The following is a 22225-nucleotide window of genomic DNA, read 5'->3' as shown; positions in this document are numbered from 1 at the left end:
CATGCAGATCGAGACCCCTCCGAGCGAGCGCCGCTACGAGCGCCCCGACGGCGAGCGTCGCGGCCTCGTGCTCGTGCACACCGGCGACGGCAAGGGCAAGAGCACCGCGGCCTTCGGCCTCGCGCTGCGCGCGCACGGCCGCGGCAAGGCCGTGAAGATCTACCAGTTCATGAAGGTGCCGAGCGCGCGCTTCGGCGAGCACCGCGTCTTCGAGCAGCTCGGCGTGCCGATCGAGGGCCTGGGCGACGGCTTCAGCTGGAAGAGCAAGGACCTGGAGCACTCGGCGCAGCTCGCGCGCGAGGGCTGGGAACGGGCCGAGGCGACGATCCGCGCCGGCGAGCACTTCCTCGTCGTGCTCGACGAGATCATGTACCCGCTGCGCTACGGCTGGCTGCCGCTCGACGCGGTGCTGGCCGCGCTGCGCGAGCGCCCGGAGCACGTGCACGTCGTGCTGACCGGCCGCGGCTGCCCGCCGGAGCTGATCGAGCTCGCCGACACGGTGACCGAGATGACGCTGGTGAAGCACCACTTCAAGGCCGGCGTGCCGGCGCAGCGCGGGATCGAGGACTGATGCCTGCAGAGCTGGCCCTGCTCGGCGCCGCCGGCGCGGTCGCGGTCGCGCTCGCGGTGGACCGCGCGCTCGGCGAGCCGCCGCTGCGCTGGCACCCGGTCGCCTGGATCGGGCGCTACCTCGGCGCGCTGGGTCCGCGCGTGCGCCACGCGCGCCCCGGCACGGCCTTCGCGCTCGGCACGCTGGCCTGGGCCGCCGGCGCGGCGCTGGTGCTGGCCGCCGCGCTCGCGCTGCAGGCCGCGCTCGGGCTCGTCGTCGCCTGGCTCGCGCCCATCCCGCTCGCCGCGCTGGTCCTCTTTGCGCTCGCGGCCGGGCTGCTGCTGAAACCGCTGCTGGCGTGGCGCATGCTGCACGACGAGGTCGCCGCGGTCGAGGACGCCTTCGCCGAGGGGCTGCCCGCGGCGCGCGCGCGGCTGTCGCGGCTCGTCAGCCGCGACACCTCGGCGCTGGACGCGCACGAGATCCGCGAGGCGGCGATCGAGACGCTGGCCGAGAACCTGAACGACTCGGTGATCGCGCCGCTGTGCTGGTTCGCGGCCGCGGGCCTGCCGGGCGCGGCGCTCTACCGCTACGCCAACACCGCCGACGCGATGTGGGGCTACCGCGGCGACTGGGAATGGGCCGGCAAGTGCGCGGCGCGCGCCGACGACGTGCTGTCCTGGCTGCCGGCGCGCCTCACCGCGCTGCTGATCGGCCCGGGCGCCGCGGGCTGGGCCGCGCTGCGCCGCGAGGCGCGCGGCACGCCCTCGCCCAACGGCGGCTGGCCGATGGGCGCGATGGCGCTGCGCCTCGGCGTGCGCCTGGGCAAGCCGGGCGTCTACGCGCTCAACGCGGCGGGCCGCGCGCCGGAGTCGGACGACCTGCGCGCGGCGCTCACGATCGCCGAGGTCGCGGTGTTCCGCGGCGCGGTGTGCGCCGCGCTGCTCGCCTTCGCGCTGCCGCTGCTCGTCTCCGCCCTCTTCCGGCTCGTGGCATGAAGCTCGACCGACTCGCCCTCCCCGTCACCGAGCACGGCGGCACCGACGACGGCCCGCCGCTGCACTGGGACTTCTCGACCAACGCCAACCCGCTCGGCCCCCCGCCCGCCGTCGCGGACGCGCTCGCGCGGGCGGATCGGCATCGCTACCCGGAGCCGGGCTACCGCGCGCTGCGCGAGCAGGTCGCATGCTGGCACGGCGTGGACGCCGCGCGGGTGGTGCCGGCCGGGAGCGCAGGCGAGTTCATCTGGCGCCTGACGCTGGCGCTGCGGCAGTGCGGCGGCGCACGGCGGGTGTGGGTGCCGCAGCCGGGCTACGGCGAGTACGCCGCCGCGGCGCGCGCGCTCGGCGCCGAGCCGCGGGCCTGGTCCGGCACGCTCGGCGCCGGGCTGCCCGCGCTGCGGCCGGGCGATCTGCTGTGGATCTGCGCCCCCTGCAACCCGACCGGCCATGCGCTCGCGGCCGGCGAGCTGGAGGCGCTCCTCGCGCATGCCGAGGAGGCGGGCGCGGTCGCGGCGCTCGACCTCGCCTACGCGCCGCTGCGCCTCGACGGCGCGGCGCCGCCCGCCGCCGCGTCGCGCGCCTGGCGGCTGTGGTCGCCGAACAAGGCCTGCGGGCTGACCGGGGTGCGCGGCGCCTACGCGATCGCGCCGGACGGCGCCGAGGCCGACGCCGACGCGCTGCGCCGCTTCGCACCGGCCTGGGTGCTTGGCGCCGAGGGCGCGGCGATGGTCGAGGGCTTCTGCACGCCGCAGGCGCAGGAGCGGCTCGCCGCCGACCTGCGCGTGCTCGCCGGGTGGAAGGAGCAGCTCTGCGCTGCGCTGCGCGCGCGCGGCTGGCAGTTGCGCGACAGCGTCACGCCCTTCCTGCTCGCCCGCCCGCCCGGCCCGGTCGAGGCCGCCGCCGGCCGGCATGCGGCCTGGCGTGCGCGAGGCTTGAAACTGCGCGACGCGGCGTCCTTCGGCCTGCCCGGCTGGGTGCGGCTGTCGGCGCAGCCGCCCGAGGCGCAGGCCGCGCTGCTGGCGACCTGGGACGAGAGGGAGGAGACACGATGACGGCTCGCTGCGTGATGGTGCTCGGCACCACCAGCGGCGCGGGGAAGAGCTTCCTCGCGACCGCGCTGTGCCGCTGGTACGCGCGCCAGGGGCTGCGCGTCGCGCCCTACAAGGCGCAGAACATGAGCAACAACGCGCGCGTCGTCGCCGGCTTGAGCGGCGCCGGCGAGATCGGCGCCGCGCAGTACTTCCAGGCGCTCGCCGCCGGCGTCGCGCCCGACGTGCGCATGAACCCGGTGCTGCTGAAACCCGAGGCCGACACGCGCAGCCAGGTGGTGCTGATGGGCGAGGTGGACGCCGCGCTGTCGGCGCTGCCGTGGCGCGAGCGCAGCGCGCGGCTGTGGCCGGCGGCCGAGGCCGCGCTGCGGGCGCTGCGGGCGGAAAACGAGGTGGTGGTGATCGAGGGCGCGGGCTCGCCCGCCGAGATCAACCTCGCGGCGAGCGACTACGTCAACACCCGCACCGCCATCGTCGCCGAGGCCGCCTGCCTGCTCGTCACCGACATCGACCGCGGCGGCGCCTTCGCGCACCTCTACGGCACGCATGCGCTGATGGACGCCCAGGTGCGCACGCAGTTGCGCGGCTTCGTGCTCAACAAGTTCCGCGGCGACGCGCGGCTGCTCGCGCCGGCGCCGCAGCGGCTCGAGGAACTGACGGGCGTGCCGACCGTCGCGGTGCTGCCGATGCGCCGCGGCCACGGCCTGCCTGAGGAGGACGGCGTGTTCGACGGCGCGCCACGCGGCGAGGGCCTGCGCGTCGCGGTGCTCGCCTATCCGCACGTCAGCAACCTCGACGAGTTCGAGCCGCTGCGCAACCTGCCCGGCGTGCGCCTCTCATGGGCGCGCGACGCCGCCGCGGTGCAGGCGGCCGACTGGCTGATCCTACCGGGCAGCAAGCACACCCGCGCCGACCTCGCCTGGCTGCGCGAGCGCGGCCTCGACGCGGCGGTCCGCGCGCACGCCGCCGCGCAGCGACCGCTGCTCGCGGTCTGCGGCGGGCTGCAGATGCTCGGCGAGGCGGTGGACGACCCGCTCGGCGTCGAAGGCGGCGCGGCCGGCCGCACCGCCGGGCTCGGCGTGCTGCCGCTGCGCACGGAGTTCGCGGCGCGCAAGACGGTGCGCGCGGCCCGCACCCGCTTCGAGTCGCTGCACGGCCCCTGGGCGGCGCTGTCGGGCTGCGAGCTGTCGGGCTACGAGATCCGCCACGGGCACACCGCCGTCGCGGCGGCCGGCGCATGCGACACCGCCGAGGCGCTGCCGGGGGGCCTCGGCTGGCAGCGCGGCAGCGTGCTGGCCCTCTACGTGCACGGCCTGTTCGAGAACGCCGCGGTGCTGCGCGCGCTGTTCGGCCGCGACGCGCCGACGCTCGACGACGTGTTCGAGCGCCTCGCCGACGAGCTCGACGCCTGTTTCACCCCCGGCACGCTGATGAACCTCCTGGAGCCCCGATGAACCCGACCGCCCCGATCCCCCTGTCCGACCTGGTGCCGAACGTCGTCCCCACTGCCGACGCCGCGCTCGCGCAGCGCCTGCAGCACCGCCTCGACCGCAAGACGAAACCGCTCGGCGCGCTCGGCCGGCTCGAAACCCTCGCGCTGCAGCTCGGCCTGATCCAGGGCAGCGAGGCGCCGGCGCTGCGCGAGCCGCAGCTGCTGGTGTTCGCCGGCGACCACGGCCTCGCCGCGCGCGGCGTATCGGCCTACCCGCAGGACGTGACCTGGCAGATGGTCGAGAACATGCTGGCCGGCGGCGCCGCGGTGAGCGTGCTCGCGCGCCAGCACGGCCTCGCGCTTGCGGTGGTCGATGCCGGCGTCGCGCACGAGTTCGCGCCGCGCCCGGGACTCGTGATCCGCAAGGTCGCGCCCGGCACCCGCGACGCGGCGAGCGAGCCGGCGATGACGGCCGCTCAGTGCGCCCAGGCCCTGCTCGCCGGCCGCGAGCTGGTGCGCGAGCGCCCCGGCAATGCGCTGCTGCTCGGCGAGATGGGCATCGCCAACACCTCGAGCGCCTCGCTGCTGATGGCGCGGCTGACCGGCCTGCCGATCGCGCAGTGCACCGGCCGCGGCACCGGGCTCGACGACGCAGGCGTGGCGCGCAAGACCGCGGTGCTGGACGAGGCGCTGCGGCTGCACGCGCAGGCCACCGCGCCGCTCGACGCGCTCGCCGCGCTCGGCGGCTTCGAGATCGCGATGATGGCCGGCGCCGTGCTGCAGGCCGCGCACGAGCGCCGCGTCGTCGTCGTCGACGGCTTCATCACCAGCGCCGCGGTGCTGGTGGCGCAGGCGCTCGCGCCCGCGGTGCGCGACTACTGCGTCTGGTCGCACCGCTCGGGCGAGTCCGGCCATGCGCGGCTGCTCGAGGCGCTCGGCGGCGTGCCGCTGCTCGAGCTCGGCCTGCGCCTGGGCGAGGGCTCTGGCGCGGCGCTGGCGTGGCCGCTGGTCGACTCGGCGGCACGGCTGCTGGAAGAAATGGCGAGCTTCGAGTCCGCCGGCGTCTCCGACCGCGAAGGCTGAGCGCGATGGCCGCGAGCGACCCGATGCACAGCCCGGCGCCGCTGCGCGAGCTGCGCCTGGCGCTGCTGGCGCTGCAGTTCTTCACCCGCGTGCCGGTGCCGGCCTGGGTCGGCTGGTCGCCCGCCGCGATGAACGCGAGCGCGCGCCACTACCCGGCCGTCGGCCTGCTGGTGGGCGCGTGGTCGGCCGCGGTGTTCGCCGCCGCGCAGCTGCTGTGGCCGCCGGCGGTCGCGGTTGTGCTCGCGATCGCGGCCGGCGTCTGGCTCACCGGCGGCTTCCACGAGGACGGGCTCGCCGACACCTGCGACGGGCTCGGCGGCGCGGTGTCGCGCGAGAAGGCCCTGCTGATCATGAAGGACTCGCGGCTCGGCAGCTACGGCGCGCTCGGCCTCGTCGGCGCGCTCGGCTGCAAGGCCGCGGCGCTGCACGGCCTCGCGGTCGCGCAGGGCGCGGCCGCGGTGGTGCCGGCGCTGCTGTTCGCGCATGCCGCGTCGCGCGCGGTGCCGGTCGCGCTGCTGCGGCTGCTGCCCTATGCCGGCGACGCCGAGCACGCGAAGGCCAAGCCGATGGCGCAGCAGGTCTCGGGCGCGGGCTGGATCGCCTGCCTCGGCTGGGTCGCGCTGATCGCGCTGGCGCTGCGGGCCTGGGGCGGCGGCGCGCTGCTCGCGCCGATGGCGGCAGCCGCCGCCGGGACGCTGCTGGCGGGCGCGTGGTGCGCGGGCTGGTACCGCCGCCGGCTCGGCGGCTACACCGGCGACACGCTCGGCGCCGCGCAGCAGCTCAGCGAGATCGCGGCCTACCTCGGCTGGCTCGCGGTGGTGGGGGCGACGCAGGGTGGCTGAAGCGAAGCAGGCCCGTCCCGCCGCAGGCGCCGGCGCGAGCGGCGGCACGCCGGCCGGGGGCACGGAATTCTGGATCTGGCGCCACCCGCGCGCCGAGGGGGCCGCGGGCCGCTGCATCGGGCGCACCGACCTCGCGGTGGACCGCCGCCGCGCCAAGCGCCTCGCGCACCGCATCCGCCGCGCCGCACGCCGCCACGGCCTGCCGCGCGAGGTCTGGACCTCCCCGCTGCGCCGCTGTCGCGAGGTCGGCCTGTGGCTACGCCGCTGGGGATGGACCCTGTATGTTGATGAAAGCTTGGCCGAGATGGATTTCGGTGCCTGGGACGGCCGCGCCTGGGCGACGATCGGCGCTGCGGACTTCGCCGGCTGGGATGCCGATTTCCTGCATCACGCGGTCGGCGGCGGCGAGTCGCTGGCGCGGCTGCTCGCGCGAGTCGAGGGCTTCGTCGTGGCGGCACCGCCCGGCCCCCGCCTCGTGATCGGCCATGGCGGCTGGATCAACGCACTGCGCTGGTTGACGGGCGCGGACCACGCGGCAGGCAGGACGCCGCAGGCGAATCGCTGGCCGGCGCCCCCGGCGCACGCCCGCCTGACGCGCCTGGACGGGCCGACGTCCGGCGCGACCCGATCCTGAAGCAGGCGCCCCGCCGCGTCGTTCAGGCGGCGGACTTCGCCAGCGACGGCGCGCGCTGCAGGCGGATGCCGACCAGGCCCGCGGACGCGACCGCCGCGATCAGCGCCAGCGCCGAGCCGTAGAACACCCCGTCGGCGATGCCGCGGTCGAGCAGCGCGCCGAACACCGGGGCGGCGAACGCGAAGCCCAGGTCCAGCCCCGAGTACACGGTGCCGTAGACCCGCCCGGTGGCCCCCGGCGGCGCGGCGCGCTTGATCAGCATGTCGCGCGAGGGCCCGGCGAGGCCGGTGCCGAAGCCGGCGAGCATCGCCACGCCGAGCGCCACCGAGCCCGGCAGCCAGCCGATGCCCGCCAGCACCAGCAGCGCTGCCGAGCCGACCAGGCAGGTGGCGATGATGCGCTCCAGGCGCTGCACGCGCGCGACCAGGAAGCCGCCGATCACCATGCCAACCGCGCCGAACAGCATGAAGCCCGTCACCACCAGTGCCGCGCGGGCCAGCGGCAGCCCGTACAGGCTCTGCAGCGCCGGGCCCGCGAAGCTCTGGATCGCGGCGAGCGAGCAGGTGGACCAGAAGAAGAACGAGAAGCACAGCCACACCGAGGGCAGCTTCAGGAAGGCGAGCGCATGCTCCTGCGGCGCGGACGCGGCAGCGCCCTGCCCCGCCCCCGCGCGCTCCTGGGCCCGCTGGCCGGCGCGGTCGTCCAGCGCGTCGCGCTGCCAGACCATCAGTGCGAGCACCGCCAGCGCCACCGCGGCCATCGCGAGGTAGGCCTGGCGCCACGAGCCGGTCAGCGCCGCGAGCCCGGCCACCGCCACCGGCGCGACGGCCCAGCCGATGTTGCCGCTGATGCCGTGCACCGAGTATGCGTGGCCGAGCCGCGCCGGCGACACGCGCTTGTTGAGGATCGTGAAGTCCACTGGGTGGAAGGGCGCGTTGCCGAGGCCCGCGAGCGCCGCCGCAAGCATCAGGCCCGCGTAGCCCTGCGCGGAGGCGGCGGCGAGCGCCGCGGCGATGAAGCAGCCGATCGCCGCGAACAGCACCGGCCGCGCGCCGACCCGGTCCACCAGGAAGCCCGACATCGCCTGCCCGGGGCCCGAGATCGCGAAGAACAGCGTCACCAGCAGGCCGAGCTCCGAGTAGCTCAGCCCGAAGTCGCGGATGAACCAGGGGAACAGCGGCGGCAGCAGCAGGTGGAAGAAGTGCGAGGAGGCATGGGCCAGACCGACGAGACCGATGGTGGGCAGGTCTTGGCGCAGGGGGGGATGCGTCACGGGAAACCTTCGAGGCAAGCAGCCCCCGATGGTAGGCCAGCCCTGCGTGCCTTGCTGGAAACGGTCGCGGCGGCGGCCCCGCCGGGCCTGCTGCCGTCGCGGGCTGCCGGGACCGCTTGATCAGGGGATGGGGGCGGCTCGGGCGCGCGAACATGGGGATGGAGCCCGATTCCCCTCTGCCTAGACTGGACCCGCCTCCATCGAGCCACCGGAGCTTCCCCGATGCTGACTTCCCTGTTGGGCGTTCTCCACCCGCGCCACGCGACCGAGCCGCCCGCGGCCCCCCCGGACTTCGCCGATACCGTGATGCTCGAGAGCCCTGCCAGCGCCTTCGAGTCGAAGGCCCACCGGCGCACCACGCCGATGAGCCGCGACCTGATCGTGCGCGGCACCACCGCCGACGATGTCTGCCGCCAACTGCTGGGCCCGAGCCCCGGCATGGACGGCACGCGCGCGACACGCCGCATCACACTGTTCGATCTCGGCCGGCACCGCGCCAAGGAGCTGGTGCGGCTGCTGGCGGACGCGTCCGGCGAGCCGCTCGAGCGCCTCTACCTGCGCCGCCAGGACACCCTCTCCACGATGGCGGTGGTCGAGCGCACCGCGCTGCCGCGCCGCTTCGCCGAGCCGCTGCAGGTGGCGCAGGTCGAGGTGCGCAGCGCCAGCCTGCGCGCCGCCGGCATCCCGCTGGCGCTGCTGGGCCGCAGCCACCTGTCCGTGGTGATGCTCGCGCCGCTGGCCGCGGCGGCGGTCGACCAGGTGCTCGCGCTGCTGCGCGACGCGGTGCAGCGCAGCGACTGGTCCTGCCCCAACCTGCTCATCGTCCTCGACCCCGCGGACGCCGCCACGGTGGCGCGCGTGCGCTCGATGCCGTGGCCGGCCTCGGTGAACGTCGAGGTCTGCGCCGAGCGTCCCGGCGGCGCCTCGGCGCTGTGGAACCACGTGCTGCGCGGCTGGAACCGCATGAAGCTGATGTCCCGCCCCTCGCTGCCGGCCCTTACGGGAACCGGGGCCGGTCCGGACGGCCGCACGCCGGTCACGAGGCTCGCCCGGGCGCCCTGGCCGCGCACCGGCCTCGCCCCGCGTGCGGCTGCCGCGCTCCAGCCCGTGGCGCCGCGCGCGCCCCTCGACCAGCCGACGATGCTGCGCGCGCTGGAGGCCCTGACCGGCATGCGGGGCGTGCTCGGCGCCGCGGTGGCCGACAGCACCACCGGGCTCGTGCTCGGTCGCCGGCTCGCCTCGCCCACCTGCCCGCCCGACCTCGACCAGGCCGCCGTCACGCTCAGCGAGGTGCTCAAGGCGCACCGCCGCGCCACGCTCGAGGGCCGCGGCACCGAGGGCATCGAGGAGGTGCTGGTGACGCAGTCCTGCGCCCACCAGGTGCTGCGCACGCTCAGCGGGCAGCCGCAGCTCTTCCTGTTCGTCGTGCTCGACCGCGCCGACAGCAACCTCGCGCTGGCCCGTCACGCGATCGCCCAGGCCGAGAAGACGCTGATCTGAGGCCCGCGGGCGCACGGCCCCGCGTGCCCCCGGGGCTTGAAGCCCCGACCGCCGACCCCACTTGCGCGAGGTCGGCCCACCTTCCACCCGCCCCTGGGCTACCATTTCGGCCCCCGCCCGATCCCCGGGCGACACACCGGGGCGCCGGGGCGCCCGCCTTCCCCCCACTCCAAGCCATGAGCCAGGTCCTATTCGACTACACCCGCCAGGACGCCTCCGGCGCCAGCTGCACCGCGCGTGCCTGGGCCAAGTTGCCCGAGCCGCTGAGCGCGCTGGAGCGCCAGCAGTGGAAGGCGCGCGCCGCCGAGCTGCTCGAGCGCAACAAGGCCGTGCTGGTCGCCCACTACTACGTGGACGGCGACCTGCAGGACCTCGCGCTCGAGACCGGCGGCTTCGTCTCCGACTCGCTCGAGATGGCGCGCTTCGGCCGCAAGCACCCGGCGCAGACGCTGGTGGTGGCCGGCGTGCGCTTCATGGGCGAGAGCGCCAAGATCCTCAGCCCCGAGAAGCGCGTGCTGATGCCGGACCTCGACGCGACCTGCTCGCTCGACCTCGGCTGCCCGGCCGACCAGTTCGCCGCCTTCTGCGACGCGCACCCCGACCGCAAGGTCGTCGTCTACGCCAACACCAGCGCCGCGGTGAAGGCGCGCGCCGACTGGATGGTGACGAGCTCCTGCGCGCTGCAGATCGTCAACCACCTCAAGGACCAGGGCCACAAGATCCTCTGGGCGCCCGACCGGCACCTCGGCCGCTACATCCAGGACCAGACCGGCGCGGACATGCTGATGTGGCAGGGCGAGTGCATCGTGCACGACGAGTTCAAGGGCGTCGAGCTCGAGCTGCTGAAGAAGGAGCACCCGGGGGCGCTGGTGCTGGTGCACCCCGAGTCGCCGCAGGGCGTGGTCGCGCAAGCCGACGTGGTCGGCTCCACGTCGATGCTGCTCAACGCGGTGGTGAATTCGCCCAACCAGACCTTCATCGTCGCCACCGACAACGGCATCCTGCACCGCATGCGCCAGCTCGCGCCGACCAAGACGCTGATCGAGGCGCCCACCGCCGGCAACAGCGCCACCTGCAAGAGCTGCGCGCACTGCCCGTGGATGGCGATGAACGCGCTGCAGGGCGTGGTGCAGTGCCTCGAGCAGGGCACGGGCGAGATCTTCGTGCCGGAGCCGGTCCGCAGCCAGGCGCTTGGCTGCATCGAGCGCATGCTCGACTTCACCGCCGCCAACGCCGCCACGACGAAGGCCCCGGCCGGCGGCTTCGTGCCGAACATCGGCGCCGCCTGACGCCGCACCGCTTCCGCCACAATCCCGAGCCGCCGCGACGCGCCCGTCCGGCGGCTTTTTTCATCCCCACCCCGATCCGCCTGCCATGTTTGACCACGACGAAACCCTCGAAGAAGCGCGCCAGCGCAACATCCGCGATGCCCTGATGGAGGACATCGGCCGCTGCGACTGGACCGGGCAGCTGGTGCCCGCCGGCCAGCGCGTGAAGGCGCGCGTGCTGGTGCGCGAGGAGGCGGTGCTGGCCGGCCGCGACTGGTTCGAGGGCTGCGTGAAGGCGCTCGACCCCCAGGCGTCGCTCGACTGGCGCTATGACGAGGGCGCGCTGATGGCCGCCGACACGCCGGTGTGCTTCATCGAGGGCGAGGCGCGCGCGCTGCTCGCGTCCGAGCGCCCGGCGCTGAACTTCCTGCAGCTGCTCTCCGCCACCGCGACGCTCACGCGCCGCCACGTCGACGCGATCGCCGGCGCGTCGCCCAACCCGCGCGGCTGCGCCATCCTCGACACCCGCAAGACGCTGCCGGGCCTGCGCCAGGCGCAGAAGTACGCGGTGCGCGTCGGCGGCGGCCGCAACCAGCGCATGGCGCTGTGGCACGGCATCCTGATCAAGGAGAACCACATCGCGGCGGCCGGTGGCATCGCCGCGGTGCTGCGCCAGGCGCAGGCGCTCGACGCGGGCGTGGACATCCAGATCGAGGTCGAGTCGCTCGACGAACTGCGCGAGGCGCTCGACGCCGGCGCCACGAGCGTCCTGCTCGACGACTTCCCGCTGGCGCAGATGCGCGAGGCGGTGGCGCTCACCGCCGGCCGCGCGCTGCTCGAGGTCTCGGGCGGCGTCGCGCTCGATCAGGTGCGCGAGATCGCCGCCACCGGCGTGGACCGCATCTCGATCGGGCGCCTGACCAAGGACGTGCGCGCGGTGGACTACTCGATGCGGGTGCTCGAGCGGATCTGAGGACACCGGGGCCGGCCGGCGCCGGCCCCACCTGCACGCCGGCCCCGCCTTCTCATGGTGCGGACAAGCGGCCCGTGGCAGGAAAGACACGCGCTCGTGCGCGACTCCCGCAGCCCGGCCTTCCGTCGTAAACTATATATACCGTTTACACCTTTTCTCCTGCCGAGTCCCGCCATGCCCGCTGCCTCCGTCACGTCCCCCGAAGCCCATCCCCTGCCCGCCGTACCGGAATCGGCGGAGTCCCTGCCGGTCGAGGTCGCCCTCGAGGCCCTCGCCGCGCCGGCGCCTGCCCTGGCCCGCAGGAAGCCGGCGGCCCGCAAGCCTGCCGCCACGGCGAAGACGCCGGTCGCATCGGCCGCCTCGCAGGCCCTGGCCGAGGTGGCGACACCCCCTGCGAAGCCGCGCAAGGCGGCTGCCGCGCTGCCGGCCGCGCCCTCGGGCGAGGTCCCCGCGAAGCCGGCCAAGCTGAAGCTCGTGCGCGACAGCTTCACCATTCCCCGCGCCGAGTACGAGACGATCTCCGCGCTGAAGGCCCGCGCCCTCAAGCTGGAGCGCTCGGTGAAGAAGAGCGAGCTGCTGCGCGCCGGGCTGATGCTGCTGGCGGGCTTGGACGACGCCGCGCTGCTGCGCGCGGTCGATGCCGTGCCGCCCCTGAAGACCGGGCGCCCGAAGAAGGCCAAGGACAAGGCCGAGGCCTCGTCGGCGCAGACCGCGACGAAGCGCAAGCCCGCCAAGGGCTGAACCCCGGCCCGGGCGGCCTCGCGGGCGCGGCATCGACCGGCACCCCTCCCGCCGGGTGTCACACGCCTGCCATCAAAGCCCCTCCACAATGGAGGGCTATGACTTGGGACACCACGCTGCGCCGCCCCGGCACCGTCGCTCCGGACCTGCTCGCCGCCGTCGACATCGGCTCCAACAGCTTCCGCCTCGAGATCGCGCGCTTCGACGCGGGACGCTACGAGCGCATCGAGACCCTCAGGGAGGCCGTGCGCCTGGGCTGCGGGCTGGACGCGCAGGGCCAGTTGTCGGAGGAGGCGATGCTGCGCGGCATCGCCTGCCTGGGCAGCTTCGCCCGGCAGCTCGAAGGCTTCGCCCCGCACCAGGTGCGCGCCGTGGCCACTCAGACCGTGCGCGAGGCCCGCAACCGCGAGGAGTTCCTGCGGCTCGGCGCCGCGGCGCTCGGCCACCCGATCGAGGTGATCTCGGGGCGCGAGGAGGCGCGGCTGATCTACGCCGGCGTCGCGGGCCTGAGCCCGGCGCCCGGCCTGCGCCGCCTCGTGATCGACATCGGCGGGCGCTCCACCGAGCTGATCCTCGGCGAAGGCGCGACCCCGCTGGTCGCCGAGTCCTTCCCCATCGGCAGCGGCAGCCTCTCGATGCGCTTCTTCCCCGAGGGGCGCTACACGGAGTCGGCCTTCCGCGCCGCGCGGGTGGCCGCCGGGGCTGCGCTCGAAGGCGCGGCGGAAGCCTTCGCGCCCGGCCAGTGGACCGAGGCCCTGGGCTCCTCGGGCACCGCCAGCGCGGTCTCGCAGCTGCTGGCGGCCCACCGCATCAGCGACGGCACCATCACGCTCGAGGGCCTGCACTGGTGCATCGAGCAGTGCCTCGAGGCCGGCAGCGCGGACGCGCTGTCGCTCGCCGGCCTCAAGGAGAACCGCCGCATGATGCTCGGCGGCGGGCTGTCGATCCTGATGGCGCTGTTCACCCAGTTCGACCTCGATGCGCTGCGGGCCACCAAGGGAGCCCTGCGCCAGGGCGTGATCTTCGAGCTCGAGGAGCGCCGCGCCGCCTCGTGCTCGCCCGCCGCGGGGCCGGACCTGCGTGACGAGACCGTGCGCCGCCTGCAGCAGCGCTTCGGGGTGGACACGGCCCAGGCGCAGCGCGTGCGGGAGCTGGCCCTGCAGCTCCATGCCTCGCTGGAGCCGGAGCCGGACGCCGGCGCCCGCCACGAGCTCGACTGGGGCGCCCGGCTGCACGAGCTGGGCATGGCGGTGTCGCATCACGACCACCACCGGCACGGCGCCTACCTGCTGAGCCACCTGGACGCGGACGGCTTCTCGCAACCGCAGCAGCAGCGGCTCGGCCTGCTGGTGCTCGGGCAGCGCGGACGGCTGCGCAAGGTCGAGGAGGCGCTGGCGCGGCCCGAGTTCGTCGCGCAGCTGCTGGCCCTGCGCCTGGCGGTGCTGCTCTGCCATGCCCGCAGCGCGCCGCCCGCCAGCACGCTGGAGGTGCGCCGCAGCGGGCGCACGGTGGCGGTCTCGCTGCAGCCGGAGTGGATCGAGTCCCATCCCCACACGCTCTTCCTGCTGCAGGAGGAGAAGGCCTGCTGGGAGCGCACCGGACTGCTCAAGCTCGTGATCAAGTCCGCCCGCCGCCAGGCCGAGGAGCCCTGGGACGGCGCCGGCCCGGCCGCCGCGACGCGGTCGCAACCGCGGGCCTGCGCGACGGACGAGCCCCTCGTCGCGGCGCACTGAACCGCCCGCCCCGCGGCAGCCTGCCCCGCGCCGGGGTCGCCCTGTCACGCCGGCGTCATTGCGCAGTCATCGCCCTGCCACCGGCCGGGAAGAGCATCAGGGAACCAAGAACAAACAGGGAGGATCCCCGATGCTTCGTCCAGGCTGCCGTCCGCGCCCGCTTCCTGCCGCCCTCGCGGCGCTGTCCCTGGCCGTGCTGGCCGCCTGCGGCGGCGGCAACGACGATGCGCCCGCTGTGGCCGCCGCGTCCACTCCCGCCGCCCGGCCGCTGGTGATCGCCCACCGGGGCGCCAGCGGCTACCTGCCGGAGCACACGCTGGAGGCCTACGCGAAGGCGATCGAGATGGGCGCCGACTTCATCGAGCCGGACCTGGTCTCGACCAAGGACGGCGTGCTGATCGCGCGCCACGAGCCGATGCTCGACGCGACCACCGACGTCGCCGAGCGGCCCGAGTTCGCCTCGCGCCGCCGCACGCTGAAGGTCGACGGCATCGACACCACCGCCTTCTTCGCCAGCGACTTCACGCTCGCCGAGATCAGGACGCTGCGCGCGAAGCAAGCCTTCGCCGAGCGCGACCCGAGCCACAACGGCCGCTACCAGGTCCCGACCTTCGAGGAGGTGATCGCGCTGGCGAAGAGCCGCAGCGCGGCGCTGGGCCGCACGATCGGCGTCTATCCCGAGACCAAGCACCCCACCTGGCACGAGGAGCAGGGCCTGCCGCTGGAGGACAGGCTGCTGGCGGCCCTCGCCGCGGCGGGCTGGACCAGCGCCGACGCGCCGGTGTTCATCCAGTCCTTCGAGCAGGCCAACCTGAAGAAGCTGCGCGCGAAGACCCGGGTCCGCCTCGTGCAGCTGGTGGACGCCGACGACGTCGATCCGAGGACCGGCGCGATCACCTACGCCGCGCCCTACGACCGGCCCTACGACTGGACCAAGTCCGGCCGCAGCGGCAGCTTCGGCGACCTGCTCACCCCCGCCGGACTGGACGAGGTCAGGACCTATGCCGACGCGATCGGCCCGTGGAAGCGCTACCTGGTGACGGTCAAGGCCACGCTCGACGCCGGCGGCAATCCGGTGGACGTCAACGCGGACGGCCAGGTCAACGAGGCGGATTTCCGCGCCGTGGCCGACGACACGATCGTGAGGAACGCCCATGCGCGCGGCCTGAAGGTGCACACCTGGACCTTCCGCAACGAGCCCCGGCGCCTGGCTGCCAGCTATGCGAACGACCCGGCCAAGGAGTACGCCCAGTTCTTCGCGATCGGGGTGGACGGCGTGTTCAGCGACTTCCCCGACACCGCGGTCGCCGCGCGCGACGCCTGGGTGGCCGCGCAGAAGTAAGCGCGCCCGACCCGCCACACGAGAACGAACGGCGCGACGCGACGCGACGCGCCCGGGAGGACACCATGCACCACGGATTCCAGGCCCGGAAGAAGCATTTCCTCGCGCTCGCCGCCACGCTGCTGGCGGCCGCCGCGCTGCCGGCCTGCGGCGGCGACGAGGACCCGCAGCAGGCCCAGGCGGCGCGCGCCCAGCCGCTGGAGCTGACCCTGCTGCACGTCAACGACCACCACTCGCGCCTCGACGCCGAGACGGTGTCGCTGAAGCTGCGGAACGCGGCCGGCACGCGCGAGAGCATCACCACCGAGCTCGGCGGCTTCGCGCGCGTCACCGCCGCGATGAAGGAGCTCGCCGCCGCCTCGCCCCACGTGCTCAAGCTGCACGCGGGCGACGCCCTCACCGGCGACCTCCACTTCAACCTCACCGAGGGCAAGGCCGACGCCGAGCTGATGAACACGGTCTGCTTCGACGCCTTCACGCTCGGCAACCACGAGTTCGACAACGGCGACGCCGGGCTGAGGAAGTTCGTCGACTTCCTGCACGCCGGCGCCTGCAAGACCCCGGTGCTCAGCGCCAACGTGCGCTTCGCCGCCGCCTCGCCGATGCAGGGCCGCGTCGCGCCCTCGGTCGTGCTCGTGCGCGGCGGGCAGAAGATCGGCATCGTCGGCCTGACGATCGCGGGCAAGACGCAGAACGCCTCGCGCCCGGATGCCGGCACCGTGCTCGGCGAGGAGCTGGCCGCCGCGCAGGCCGAGATCGACCGGCTGCGCGCGCAGGGCATCGACAAGATCGTGCTGCAGACCCACCTCGGCTACGACGCCGACCTGGCGCTCGCGCCGAAGCTCTCCGGCGTGGACGTGATCGTCGGCGCCGACTCGCACACCCTGCTCGGCCCCGACGTGCTGAAGGAGCTCGGCCTCACGCCCGCCGGCCCCTACCCGACCCAGGCCGCCGACAAGGACGGCAAGCGGGTCTGCATCGTGCAGGCCTGGCAGTATTCCCACGTCGTCGGCGAGCTGAAGGTGAGCTTCGACGCCCGCGGCGACGTCACCGCCTGCAGCGGCACGCCGCACCTGCTGATCGGCGACTCGCTGCGCCGCGGCGCGACCGAGGTCGATGCCGCGGACCGCGCCGCGATGCGGGCCGACATCGGCGCGGCCCGGGCGCTGCGCGTGACCGCGCCGGACGCGGCCGCCGCAGCCCTGCTCGCACCCTACGCGCAGCAGAAGGCCGCCTTCGGCGCCCAGACAGTGGGCGAGGCGAGCGCCCACCTGTGCCTGCGCCGCGTGCCGGGCACGAAGCTCGACCCGACGCGCTCCTCGCTCGGCGACGCCTGCAACAAGGACGCGGGCGTGATCGCGCACGGCGGCGACATCCAGCAGATCGTCGCCGAGGCCTTCCTGCAGAGTGCGCGCGAGTTCTTCGCCGCCGACCTGTCGATCCAGAACGGCGGCGGCGTGCGCGCCGACATCCGGCAGGGCCCGGTGACGGTCAAGGACGTCTACACCGTGCTGCCCTTCCGGAACACGCTGGTGCAGCTGAACGCCACCGGCGCGGAGATCAAGGCGGCACTGGAGGACGCGGTCGACGCGGTCGTGACGCTGAGGAACACCGGCGGCTATCCCTACGCGGGCGGGCTGCGCTTCGACGTGAACCTCGATGCGGCCAAGGGCTCGCGCCTGTCGAACCTGCAGCTGCGGCAGGCCGACGGCGGCTACCAGGCGCTCGACCCCGCGCGCAGCTACCGCGTCGCGACGACCAACTTCCTCGCCGACGGCGGCGACTACTACGCCACGCTCGCCACGATCAAGGCGCCGCGGCGCAGCGACGTCGGCCTCGACTACGCCGAGGCGCTGCTGAAGTACTTCCAGCGCCAGCCCGGCCAGGCCCTCGCCAGGCTGCCGGTAGCCGACTACAGCACGCAGGCCTTCACCGACCTGCCCTGAGCGCGCCGCGCTCCGCCCCGTTCCCCGGTGACGCCGCCGCGCGCGGCGCCGCCGGGCCGACCCTGCCCGGGCGCTCCGCGCCGGGCTGCACCCTTCGAAAAACGACAGGAAGAGGACTCCCGATGATTCCCGATTCGCGCATGCGCACCCTCGGCGCCATGGCCCTGCTGGCAGGACTGGCCGCCTGCGGCAGCGACGACGACAGGCCTGCGGCGGCAGCCGCGCCCGCCCCGGCCGCCACGGCGCTGCCGGCCGGCGCGACGGCGCAGGTGACGGTGCTGGAGACCACCGACCTGCACGCCAACGTGCTGAGCTACGACTACTTCAAGCTCGCCGAGGACAAGGCGGTCGGCTTCGAGCGCACCGCCACGCTGCTGCGGCAGGCGAGGAGCGAGTTCCCGAACACGGTGCTGATCGACAACGGCGACACGATCCAGGGCACCGCGCTGTCCGACCACCAGGCGCTCGTCTCGCCGCTGGCCTGCGGCCAGAAGCTCGCGATCTACAAGGCGATGGACGCGATCGGCTTCGACGCCGGCACCATCGGCAACCACGAGTTCAACTACGGCCTGCCCTACCTGGCGCAGGTCACCGGATCGAAGTTCAACGTCGCCGGCATGCCCGAGCCCGCCGCACAGCCGGACTGCGTCGGCCCGAAGTTCCCGCTCGCGCTCTCGAACGTCACGAGCCTCAAGGACGGCAAGCCGCTCTTCAAGCCCTACGTGATCGTCACCAAGAAGATCAGCGCGAAGGACAAGGACGGCAAGAACTTCGAGACCAACCTCAAGGTGGCGGTGCTCGGCTTCACGCCGCCGGCCATCCTGTCCTGGGACAAGCGCTGGCTCGACGGCAAGGTCGAGGTGCAGGGCGTGGTCGAGGCCGCCGCGAAGTACGTGCCGATGGCCCGCGCCGAAGGCGCCGACCTCGTGATCGCGGCCTCGCACGGCGGCTTCGACACCCGCGCCTACACCCCGGCGACGGAGAACGCGAGCTTCCACCTCTCCAAGGTGCCCGGCATCGACGGCATCCTGATGGGCCACTCGCACGGCGAGTTCCCGAACCCCGCCTGCAACACGAGCGACTGCAACGCGCCGGGCGTGGACAAGGTCAAGGGCAGCCTCAACGGCGTGCCCGCGGTGATGCCGAGCTTCTGGGGCAAGGCGATCGGCCAGATCAGCTACTCGCTCGTCGTCAAGGACGGCAAGTGGACGATCGACACCTCCAAGACCGCGGTGAGCCTGCGCAAGACGCAGGACCCGGTCAGCAAGGAGTACGTGGCGGCCGACGCGGCCATCGCCCCGCTGGTGCAGGCCGAGCACGACGCCGCCGTGCAGTACGTGAAGACGCCGATCGGCACCTCGGACTTCCCGATGTCCACCTACTTCGCCGACGTGGGCGACGTCACCGCGATCCAGGTGGTCAACGAGGCGCAGGCCGACTACGTGAAGAAGTACATCGACGCCAACCTGCCGCAGTACAAGGGCCTGCCGGTGCTGTCGGTGAGCGCGCCCTTCAAGAGCGGCTTCGCCGGCGGCAGCGACTTCACCGACGTCGCCGCGGGCAACATCGCGATCAACAACGCCGCCGACCTCTACCTCTATCCGAACACGGTGTACGCGGTGAAGGTCACGGGCGCCGACATCCAGGCCTGGCTGGAAAAGGCGGCCTCGCGCTACAACCGGATCGACCCGACGGTCACGGCCGAGCAGAAGCTCGTCTCCACCTTCCCCGGCTACAACTTCGACGTCTTCACGAGCCCAGACCTGAGCTACCAGATCGACGTCACGCAGCCGCAGGGCTCACGCATCAAGGCGCTGAACTACAAGGGCGTGGCGATCGACGCGGCCGCGGAGTTCGTCGTCGCGACGAACAACTACCGCGCCTCGGGCGGCGGCGGCTTCCCCGGCCTCGACGGCAGCAAGACGATCTGGATCTCCCCCGACGCGAACCGCGACGTGCTGATCGACTACATCAAGGCGCGCAAGACGCTGAGCCGCGCCGCCAACGGCAGCGCGCGCAGCTGGCGCTTCACGCAGGTCGCGACGCAGGGCCCGGTGGTCTTCAGCTCGGCGCCGGGCAAGCTCCAGCTCGCGCTCGACGCCGGCATCGCCAACGTCAGCCAGCTGCGCGCCGACGACGGCAGCGGCAAGGGCCTCGCGGTCTACGCCATCGACCTCTCGAAGTGAGGGCCTGGGCCGCAGGGGCGGCCGCAAGCCGCTCCTCGATCCCGGCTCCGGTCGGCAGGCCCTCCCGGCGGGCCTGCTCGCCCCCTTCGGGCGGCGAGCCTCTTCAGCCGCAGAGCGCCTGGGTGTCGCCGGGTCCGGACTTGCGGCTCGCCGAGCGCACCATCACCGACGGGAAGCTCACCGGCAGCGTGTGCGGGAAGTCGCGGCTGTAGTGCAGCCCGCGGCTCTCGTGGCGCACCAGCGCCGAGCGCACGATCAGCTCCGCGCAGTCGACGAGGTTGCGCAGCTCGAGCAGGTCGCGCGAGACGCGGAAGTTGGCGTAGTAGTCCTCGATCTCGCCGCGCAGCAGCAGGATGCGGTGCAGCGCGCGCTCCAGCCGCCGCGTGGTGCGCACGATGCCGACGTAGTTCCACATCAGCGAGCGCAGCTCGTCCCAGTTGTGCGAGATCACGACCGCCTCGTCGGCGTCCTCGACCTGGCTCTCGTCCCAGGCCGGCGGCTGCGGCACCGCGTGCGCGGCGCTGGCGAGGATGTGGTCGGCGCAGGTGCGGCCCACCACCACGCATTCCAGCAGCGAGTTGCTCGCCAGCCGGTTGGCGCCGTGCAGCCCGGTGTAGGTGGTCTCGCCCACCGCGTAGAGCCCGGGCAGGTCGGTGCGGCCGTTGAGGTCGGTGACGACGCCGCCGCAGGTGTAGTGCGCGGCCGGCACCACCGGAATCGGCTGCTGCGTGATGTCGATGCCGAGCGACAGGCAGCGCGCGTAGATGGTCGGGAAGTGCTCCTTCAGGAAGTCGGCGCCGAGGTGCGTGGCGTCGAGCCACACGTGGTCGATGCCGTGCTTCTTGATCTCGAAGTCGATCGCGCGCGCGACGATGTCGCGCGGCGCCAGTTCCCCGCGCGGGTCGTGCGCGGCCATGAAGCGGGTGCCGTCGGGGAGCTTCAACTGCCCGCCCTCGCCGCGCAGCGCCTCGGTGATGAGGAAGCTGCGCTCCTGCGGGTGGTAGAGGCAGGTCGGGTGGAACTGGATGAACTCCATGTTGCCGACGCGGCAGCCGGCGCGCCAGGCCATCGCGATGCCGTCGCCGGTCGCGGTGTCGGGGTTCGAGGTGTAGCGGTAGACCTTGCCGACGCCGCCGGTGGCGAGCACCACCGCCGCCGCGGGCAGCGTCTCGACGCGCTGGCGGTCGATGTCGAGCGCGTAGACGCCGTAGCAGCGCGGCGCCTCGGTGCGCCGCAGGTGGCGCGAGGTGATCAGGTCCACCGCCATCCAGCGCTCGCGCAGCTGGATGTTCGGGTGGCGGCGCACCTGGTCGAGCAGCACGTCGTGGATCGCCTTGCCCGTGGCGTCGGCCGCGTGCGCGATGCGCCGCACCGCGTGGCCGCCCTCGCGCGTCAGGTGCAGGCCGAGCGGCCCTTCCGGATCGGGCGAGAAGGGCACGCCGCGCCCGACCAGCCACTCGATCGCCTGTGCGCTGTTCTCGGCGATGAAGCGTGCGGTGTTCTCGTCGACGAGGCCGGCGCCGGCGTCCTGCGTGTCGCGCACGTGGCTCTCGATGCTGTCGTCGCTGCCGAGCACGCCGACGATGCCGCCCTGCGCCCAGGCGGTCGCCGCCTCCTCGAAGTTGCGCTTGGCCAGCACGATCACCGGCCGCTGGTCGGCCAGGTGCAGCGCCGCCGTCAGCCCGGCAAGGCCGGCCCCGACGATCACCACCGGTGCCTCGGCACCCCCGTTCACATCTTGCGTCTGTTGCATCGAAAACGCCCGCTCTGCTGGAAAGCGAGGCCGGCCCGGGAAGAGCCGCCGGCCACGGAAGGCGGCCATTCTACGGCCGCGGTCCGGTGACCGCCGGCAGTGCCTTCCACATCACGGGAAGCGGTTGCGCAAGGAAAAAAGCCGGGCGCTGCGGTTCTGGGGCCCGGCCATGCTGATGTAGGAGGCAGGGGGCACCGAGCGGTGAGCGCCACAACAGCCTGGCGCGAAGTCAGTTCGCCAGTCCGACCAAGCGCCTCGTCTGCCACACGCAACGCTTGGTGTGGTCAAAGAAGAATGTGCTCATCGAGTAAGGCCCGCACTGGCTTACCGAAGGCGGCGCAGCGTCCGTCCCCACCACCCTCCTGTCAAATTTGGACATTTCGTAGCCGTGACCGGGTGCCCCGTGCTCCCGCTTCAGCCCAGGCCCGGCTCAGTTTCCAGTGGCGCAAATCCGGTTCATCGACATTCCAGTAGACGGGGAAGTGCGGCAGCAGGTGTCTGCGATGCCAACTCCATCCGCAAAATTTTAGGCAGCCTAACGCAGGCACGCTCGCCCCCTAGAACTAGGGAGTCTTCCCAGGGAAGAAGGGACACTTCACAATGGTTCACAATTTTTTAGGCTGCAGAGCGCGACAAGGGATCCGCAATCTAATTAACGCTAGGCCAAAAATGCAAATTCCAAATTAACCTCTTAGCTTAATATTCGACAAGCGGAAAATATTTCCCCAAACAAACTCAGCATCCCGTTTTTATATGAACAATAATTTCTCTCAACGACATGGCTTTCGCCAAAATGTCGAAGCACCCATTACCATTAGAGAAGACGCGCCTGTCGAACTTAGGGGAGTACTGGTGGATCTGGCAGGCTTTGTTGCACAAATGGCAGCGAGGGCGCCGGGCGGGGCGTGGCTTGACAGCG

17 protein-coding genes are annotated in these 22225 nt (G+C 73.3%); 15 read left to right on the top strand and 2 right to left on the bottom strand.

What is annotated here, in order from left to right; genetic code table 11:
• The first annotated feature begins 1 nt into the window (after window position 1).
• From cobO to D3A59_RS05780, 7 genes are read left to right on the top strand one after another with little or no spacing between them, the layout of a single operon-like run.
• A complete protein-coding gene (cobO, locus tag D3A59_RS05810; protein WP_119153961.1) occupies window positions 2-571 on the top strand; it encodes a cob(I)yrinic acid a,c-diamide adenosyltransferase in 570 nt (189 codons plus the stop codon).
• Window positions 571-1548, top strand: a complete 978-nt coding sequence (cbiB, locus tag D3A59_RS05805) for an adenosylcobinamide-phosphate synthase CbiB (protein WP_119153960.1) — start codon at window positions 571-573, stop codon at window positions 1546-1548. The genes cobO and cbiB overlap by 1 nt, the downstream gene beginning before the upstream one ends.
• Window positions 1545-2603 (top strand): aminotransferase class I/II-fold pyridoxal phosphate-dependent enzyme, encoded by a 1059-nt coding sequence (locus D3A59_RS05800; RefSeq protein ID WP_119153959.1) that lies wholly within the window; start codon window positions 1545-1547, stop codon window positions 2601-2603. Before cbiB ends, D3A59_RS05800 begins: the two co-directional genes overlap by 4 nt.
• Window positions 2600-4054, top strand: coding sequence for a cobyric acid synthase (locus tag D3A59_RS05795; RefSeq protein ID WP_119153958.1), 1455 nt, complete (start codon window positions 2600-2602; stop codon window positions 4052-4054). The genes D3A59_RS05800 and D3A59_RS05795 overlap by 4 nt, the downstream gene beginning before the upstream one ends.
• The gene (gene cobT / locus D3A59_RS05790; RefSeq protein WP_119153957.1) at window positions 4051-5115 is read left to right on the top strand and encodes a nicotinate-nucleotide--dimethylbenzimidazole phosphoribosyltransferase; all 1065 of its coding nucleotides are present in this window, start codon (window positions 4051-4053) and stop codon (window positions 5113-5115) included. The genes D3A59_RS05795 and cobT overlap by 4 nt, the downstream gene beginning before the upstream one ends.
• Before the next feature lie 5 nt (window positions 5116-5120).
• Window positions 5121-5957, top strand: coding sequence for an adenosylcobinamide-GDP ribazoletransferase (locus D3A59_RS05785; RefSeq protein WP_240635959.1), 837 nt, complete (start codon window positions 5121-5123; stop codon window positions 5955-5957).
• On the top strand, window positions 5950-6591 hold the full coding sequence (locus tag D3A59_RS05780) for a histidine phosphatase family protein (RefSeq protein WP_240635958.1): 642 nt from the start codon (window positions 5950-5952) through the stop codon (window positions 6589-6591). The genes D3A59_RS05785 and D3A59_RS05780 overlap by 8 nt, the downstream gene beginning before the upstream one ends.
• A 22-nt stretch (window positions 6592-6613) precedes the next feature.
• Here the strand turns inward: D3A59_RS05780 and D3A59_RS05775 are convergent, their stop codons facing one another.
• The gene (locus tag D3A59_RS05775; protein WP_119153956.1) at window positions 6614-7864 is read right to left on the bottom strand and encodes an MFS transporter; all 1251 of its coding nucleotides are present in this window, start codon (window positions 7862-7864) and stop codon (window positions 6614-6616) included.
• A 222-nt stretch (window positions 7865-8086) separates the two neighbouring features.
• Between D3A59_RS05775 and D3A59_RS05770 the strand changes: the two genes are divergently transcribed.
• The 8 genes from D3A59_RS05770 to D3A59_RS05735 all read left to right on the top strand — a co-directional run bounded on the left by D3A59_RS05770 (window position 8087) and on the right by D3A59_RS05735 (window position 19553).
• Entirely contained in the window at window positions 8087-9364 is a 1278-nt protein-coding gene (locus D3A59_RS05770; RefSeq protein ID WP_119153955.1) for a hypothetical protein, read from the top strand.
• Between the two features lie 176 nt (window positions 9365-9540).
• On the top strand, window positions 9541-10653 hold the full coding sequence (gene nadA, locus D3A59_RS05765; RefSeq protein WP_119153954.1) for a quinolinate synthase NadA: 1113 nt from the start codon (window positions 9541-9543) through the stop codon (window positions 10651-10653).
• An 85-nt stretch (window positions 10654-10738) separates the two neighbouring features.
• Complete coding sequence (gene nadC / locus D3A59_RS05760; RefSeq protein ID WP_119153953.1) at window positions 10739-11605, top strand: carboxylating nicotinate-nucleotide diphosphorylase; 867 nt, start codon at window positions 10739-10741, stop codon at window positions 11603-11605.
• A 174-nt stretch (window positions 11606-11779) separates the two neighbouring features.
• Entirely contained in the window at window positions 11780-12346 is a 567-nt protein-coding gene (locus D3A59_RS05755; RefSeq protein ID WP_240635957.1) for a hypothetical protein, read from the top strand.
• A 98-nt stretch (window positions 12347-12444) separates the two neighbouring features.
• Window positions 12445-14079 carry a Ppx/GppA phosphatase family protein gene (locus D3A59_RS05750; protein ID WP_119153952.1) on the top strand — a complete coding sequence of 545 codons (1635 nt, stop codon included), beginning with the start codon at window positions 12445-12447 and terminating at the stop codon, window positions 14077-14079.
• A gap of 130 nt (window positions 14080-14209) precedes the next feature.
• Window positions 14210-15421: a glycerophosphodiester phosphodiesterase gene (locus D3A59_RS05745; protein ID WP_119153951.1), complete on the top strand. Its 1212-nt coding sequence runs from the start codon at window positions 14210-14212 to the stop codon at window positions 15419-15421.
• Between the two features lie 65 nt (window positions 15422-15486).
• Window positions 15487-17367 (top strand): bifunctional metallophosphatase/5'-nucleotidase, encoded by a 1881-nt coding sequence (locus D3A59_RS05740; RefSeq protein ID WP_119153950.1) that lies wholly within the window; start codon window positions 15487-15489, stop codon window positions 17365-17367.
• A 122-nt stretch (window positions 17368-17489) separates the two neighbouring features.
• Window positions 17490-19553: a bifunctional 2',3'-cyclic-nucleotide 2'-phosphodiesterase/3'-nucleotidase gene (locus D3A59_RS05735; protein WP_240635956.1), complete on the top strand. Its 2064-nt coding sequence runs from the start codon at window positions 17490-17492 to the stop codon at window positions 19551-19553.
• A 103-nt stretch (window positions 19554-19656) separates the two neighbouring features.
• Here D3A59_RS05735 and nadB read toward each other — a convergent pair whose 3' ends face one another.
• Window positions 19657-21306 carry an L-aspartate oxidase gene (gene nadB / locus D3A59_RS05730; RefSeq protein ID WP_119153949.1) on the bottom strand — a complete coding sequence of 550 codons (1650 nt, stop codon included), beginning with the start codon at window positions 21304-21306 and terminating at the stop codon, window positions 19657-19659.
• Between the last annotated feature and the right edge of the window lie 919 nt (window positions 21307-22225).

This window comes from Caldimonas tepidiphila (assembly GCF_003569765.1).
Taxonomy (GTDB): domain Bacteria; phylum Pseudomonadota; class Gammaproteobacteria; order Burkholderiales; family Burkholderiaceae_C; genus Caldimonas; species Caldimonas tepidiphila.
This window is presented reverse-complemented; position numbering and strand designations above follow the sequence as displayed.

Coding starts and splice junctions, on each gene's coding strand:
- cobT (WP_119153957.1), top strand. CDS start 4,051: ATGAACCCGACCGCCCCGATCCCCCTGTCCGACCTGGTGCCGAACGTC.
- nadB (WP_119153949.1), bottom strand. CDS start 21,306: ATGCAACAGACGCAAGATGTGAACGGGGGTGCCGAGGCACCGGTGGTG.
- cbiB (WP_119153960.1), top strand. CDS start 571: ATGCCTGCAGAGCTGGCCCTGCTCGGCGCCGCCGGCGCGGTCGCGGTC.
- D3A59_RS05770 (WP_119153955.1), top strand. CDS start 8,087: ATGCTGACTTCCCTGTTGGGCGTTCTCCACCCGCGCCACGCGACCGAG.
- D3A59_RS05785 (WP_240635959.1), top strand. CDS start 5,121: ATGGCCGCGAGCGACCCGATGCACAGCCCGGCGCCGCTGCGCGAGCTG.
- nadA (WP_119153954.1), top strand. CDS start 9,541: ATGAGCCAGGTCCTATTCGACTACACCCGCCAGGACGCCTCCGGCGCC.
- nadC (WP_119153953.1), top strand. CDS start 10,739: ATGTTTGACCACGACGAAACCCTCGAAGAAGCGCGCCAGCGCAACATC.
- D3A59_RS05750 (WP_119153952.1), top strand. CDS start 12,445: ATGACTTGGGACACCACGCTGCGCCGCCCCGGCACCGTCGCTCCGGAC.
- cobO (WP_119153961.1), top strand. CDS start 2: ATGCAGATCGAGACCCCTCCGAGCGAGCGCCGCTACGAGCGCCCCGAC.
- D3A59_RS05745 (WP_119153951.1), top strand. CDS start 14,210: ATGCTTCGTCCAGGCTGCCGTCCGCGCCCGCTTCCTGCCGCCCTCGCG.
- D3A59_RS05800 (WP_119153959.1), top strand. CDS start 1,545: ATGAAGCTCGACCGACTCGCCCTCCCCGTCACCGAGCACGGCGGCACC.
- D3A59_RS05755 (WP_240635957.1), top strand. CDS start 11,780: ATGCCCGCTGCCTCCGTCACGTCCCCCGAAGCCCATCCCCTGCCCGCC.
- D3A59_RS05795 (WP_119153958.1), top strand. CDS start 2,600: ATGACGGCTCGCTGCGTGATGGTGCTCGGCACCACCAGCGGCGCGGGG.
- D3A59_RS05735 (WP_240635956.1), top strand. CDS start 17,490: ATGATTCCCGATTCGCGCATGCGCACCCTCGGCGCCATGGCCCTGCTG.
- D3A59_RS05740 (WP_119153950.1), top strand. CDS start 15,487: ATGCACCACGGATTCCAGGCCCGGAAGAAGCATTTCCTCGCGCTCGCC.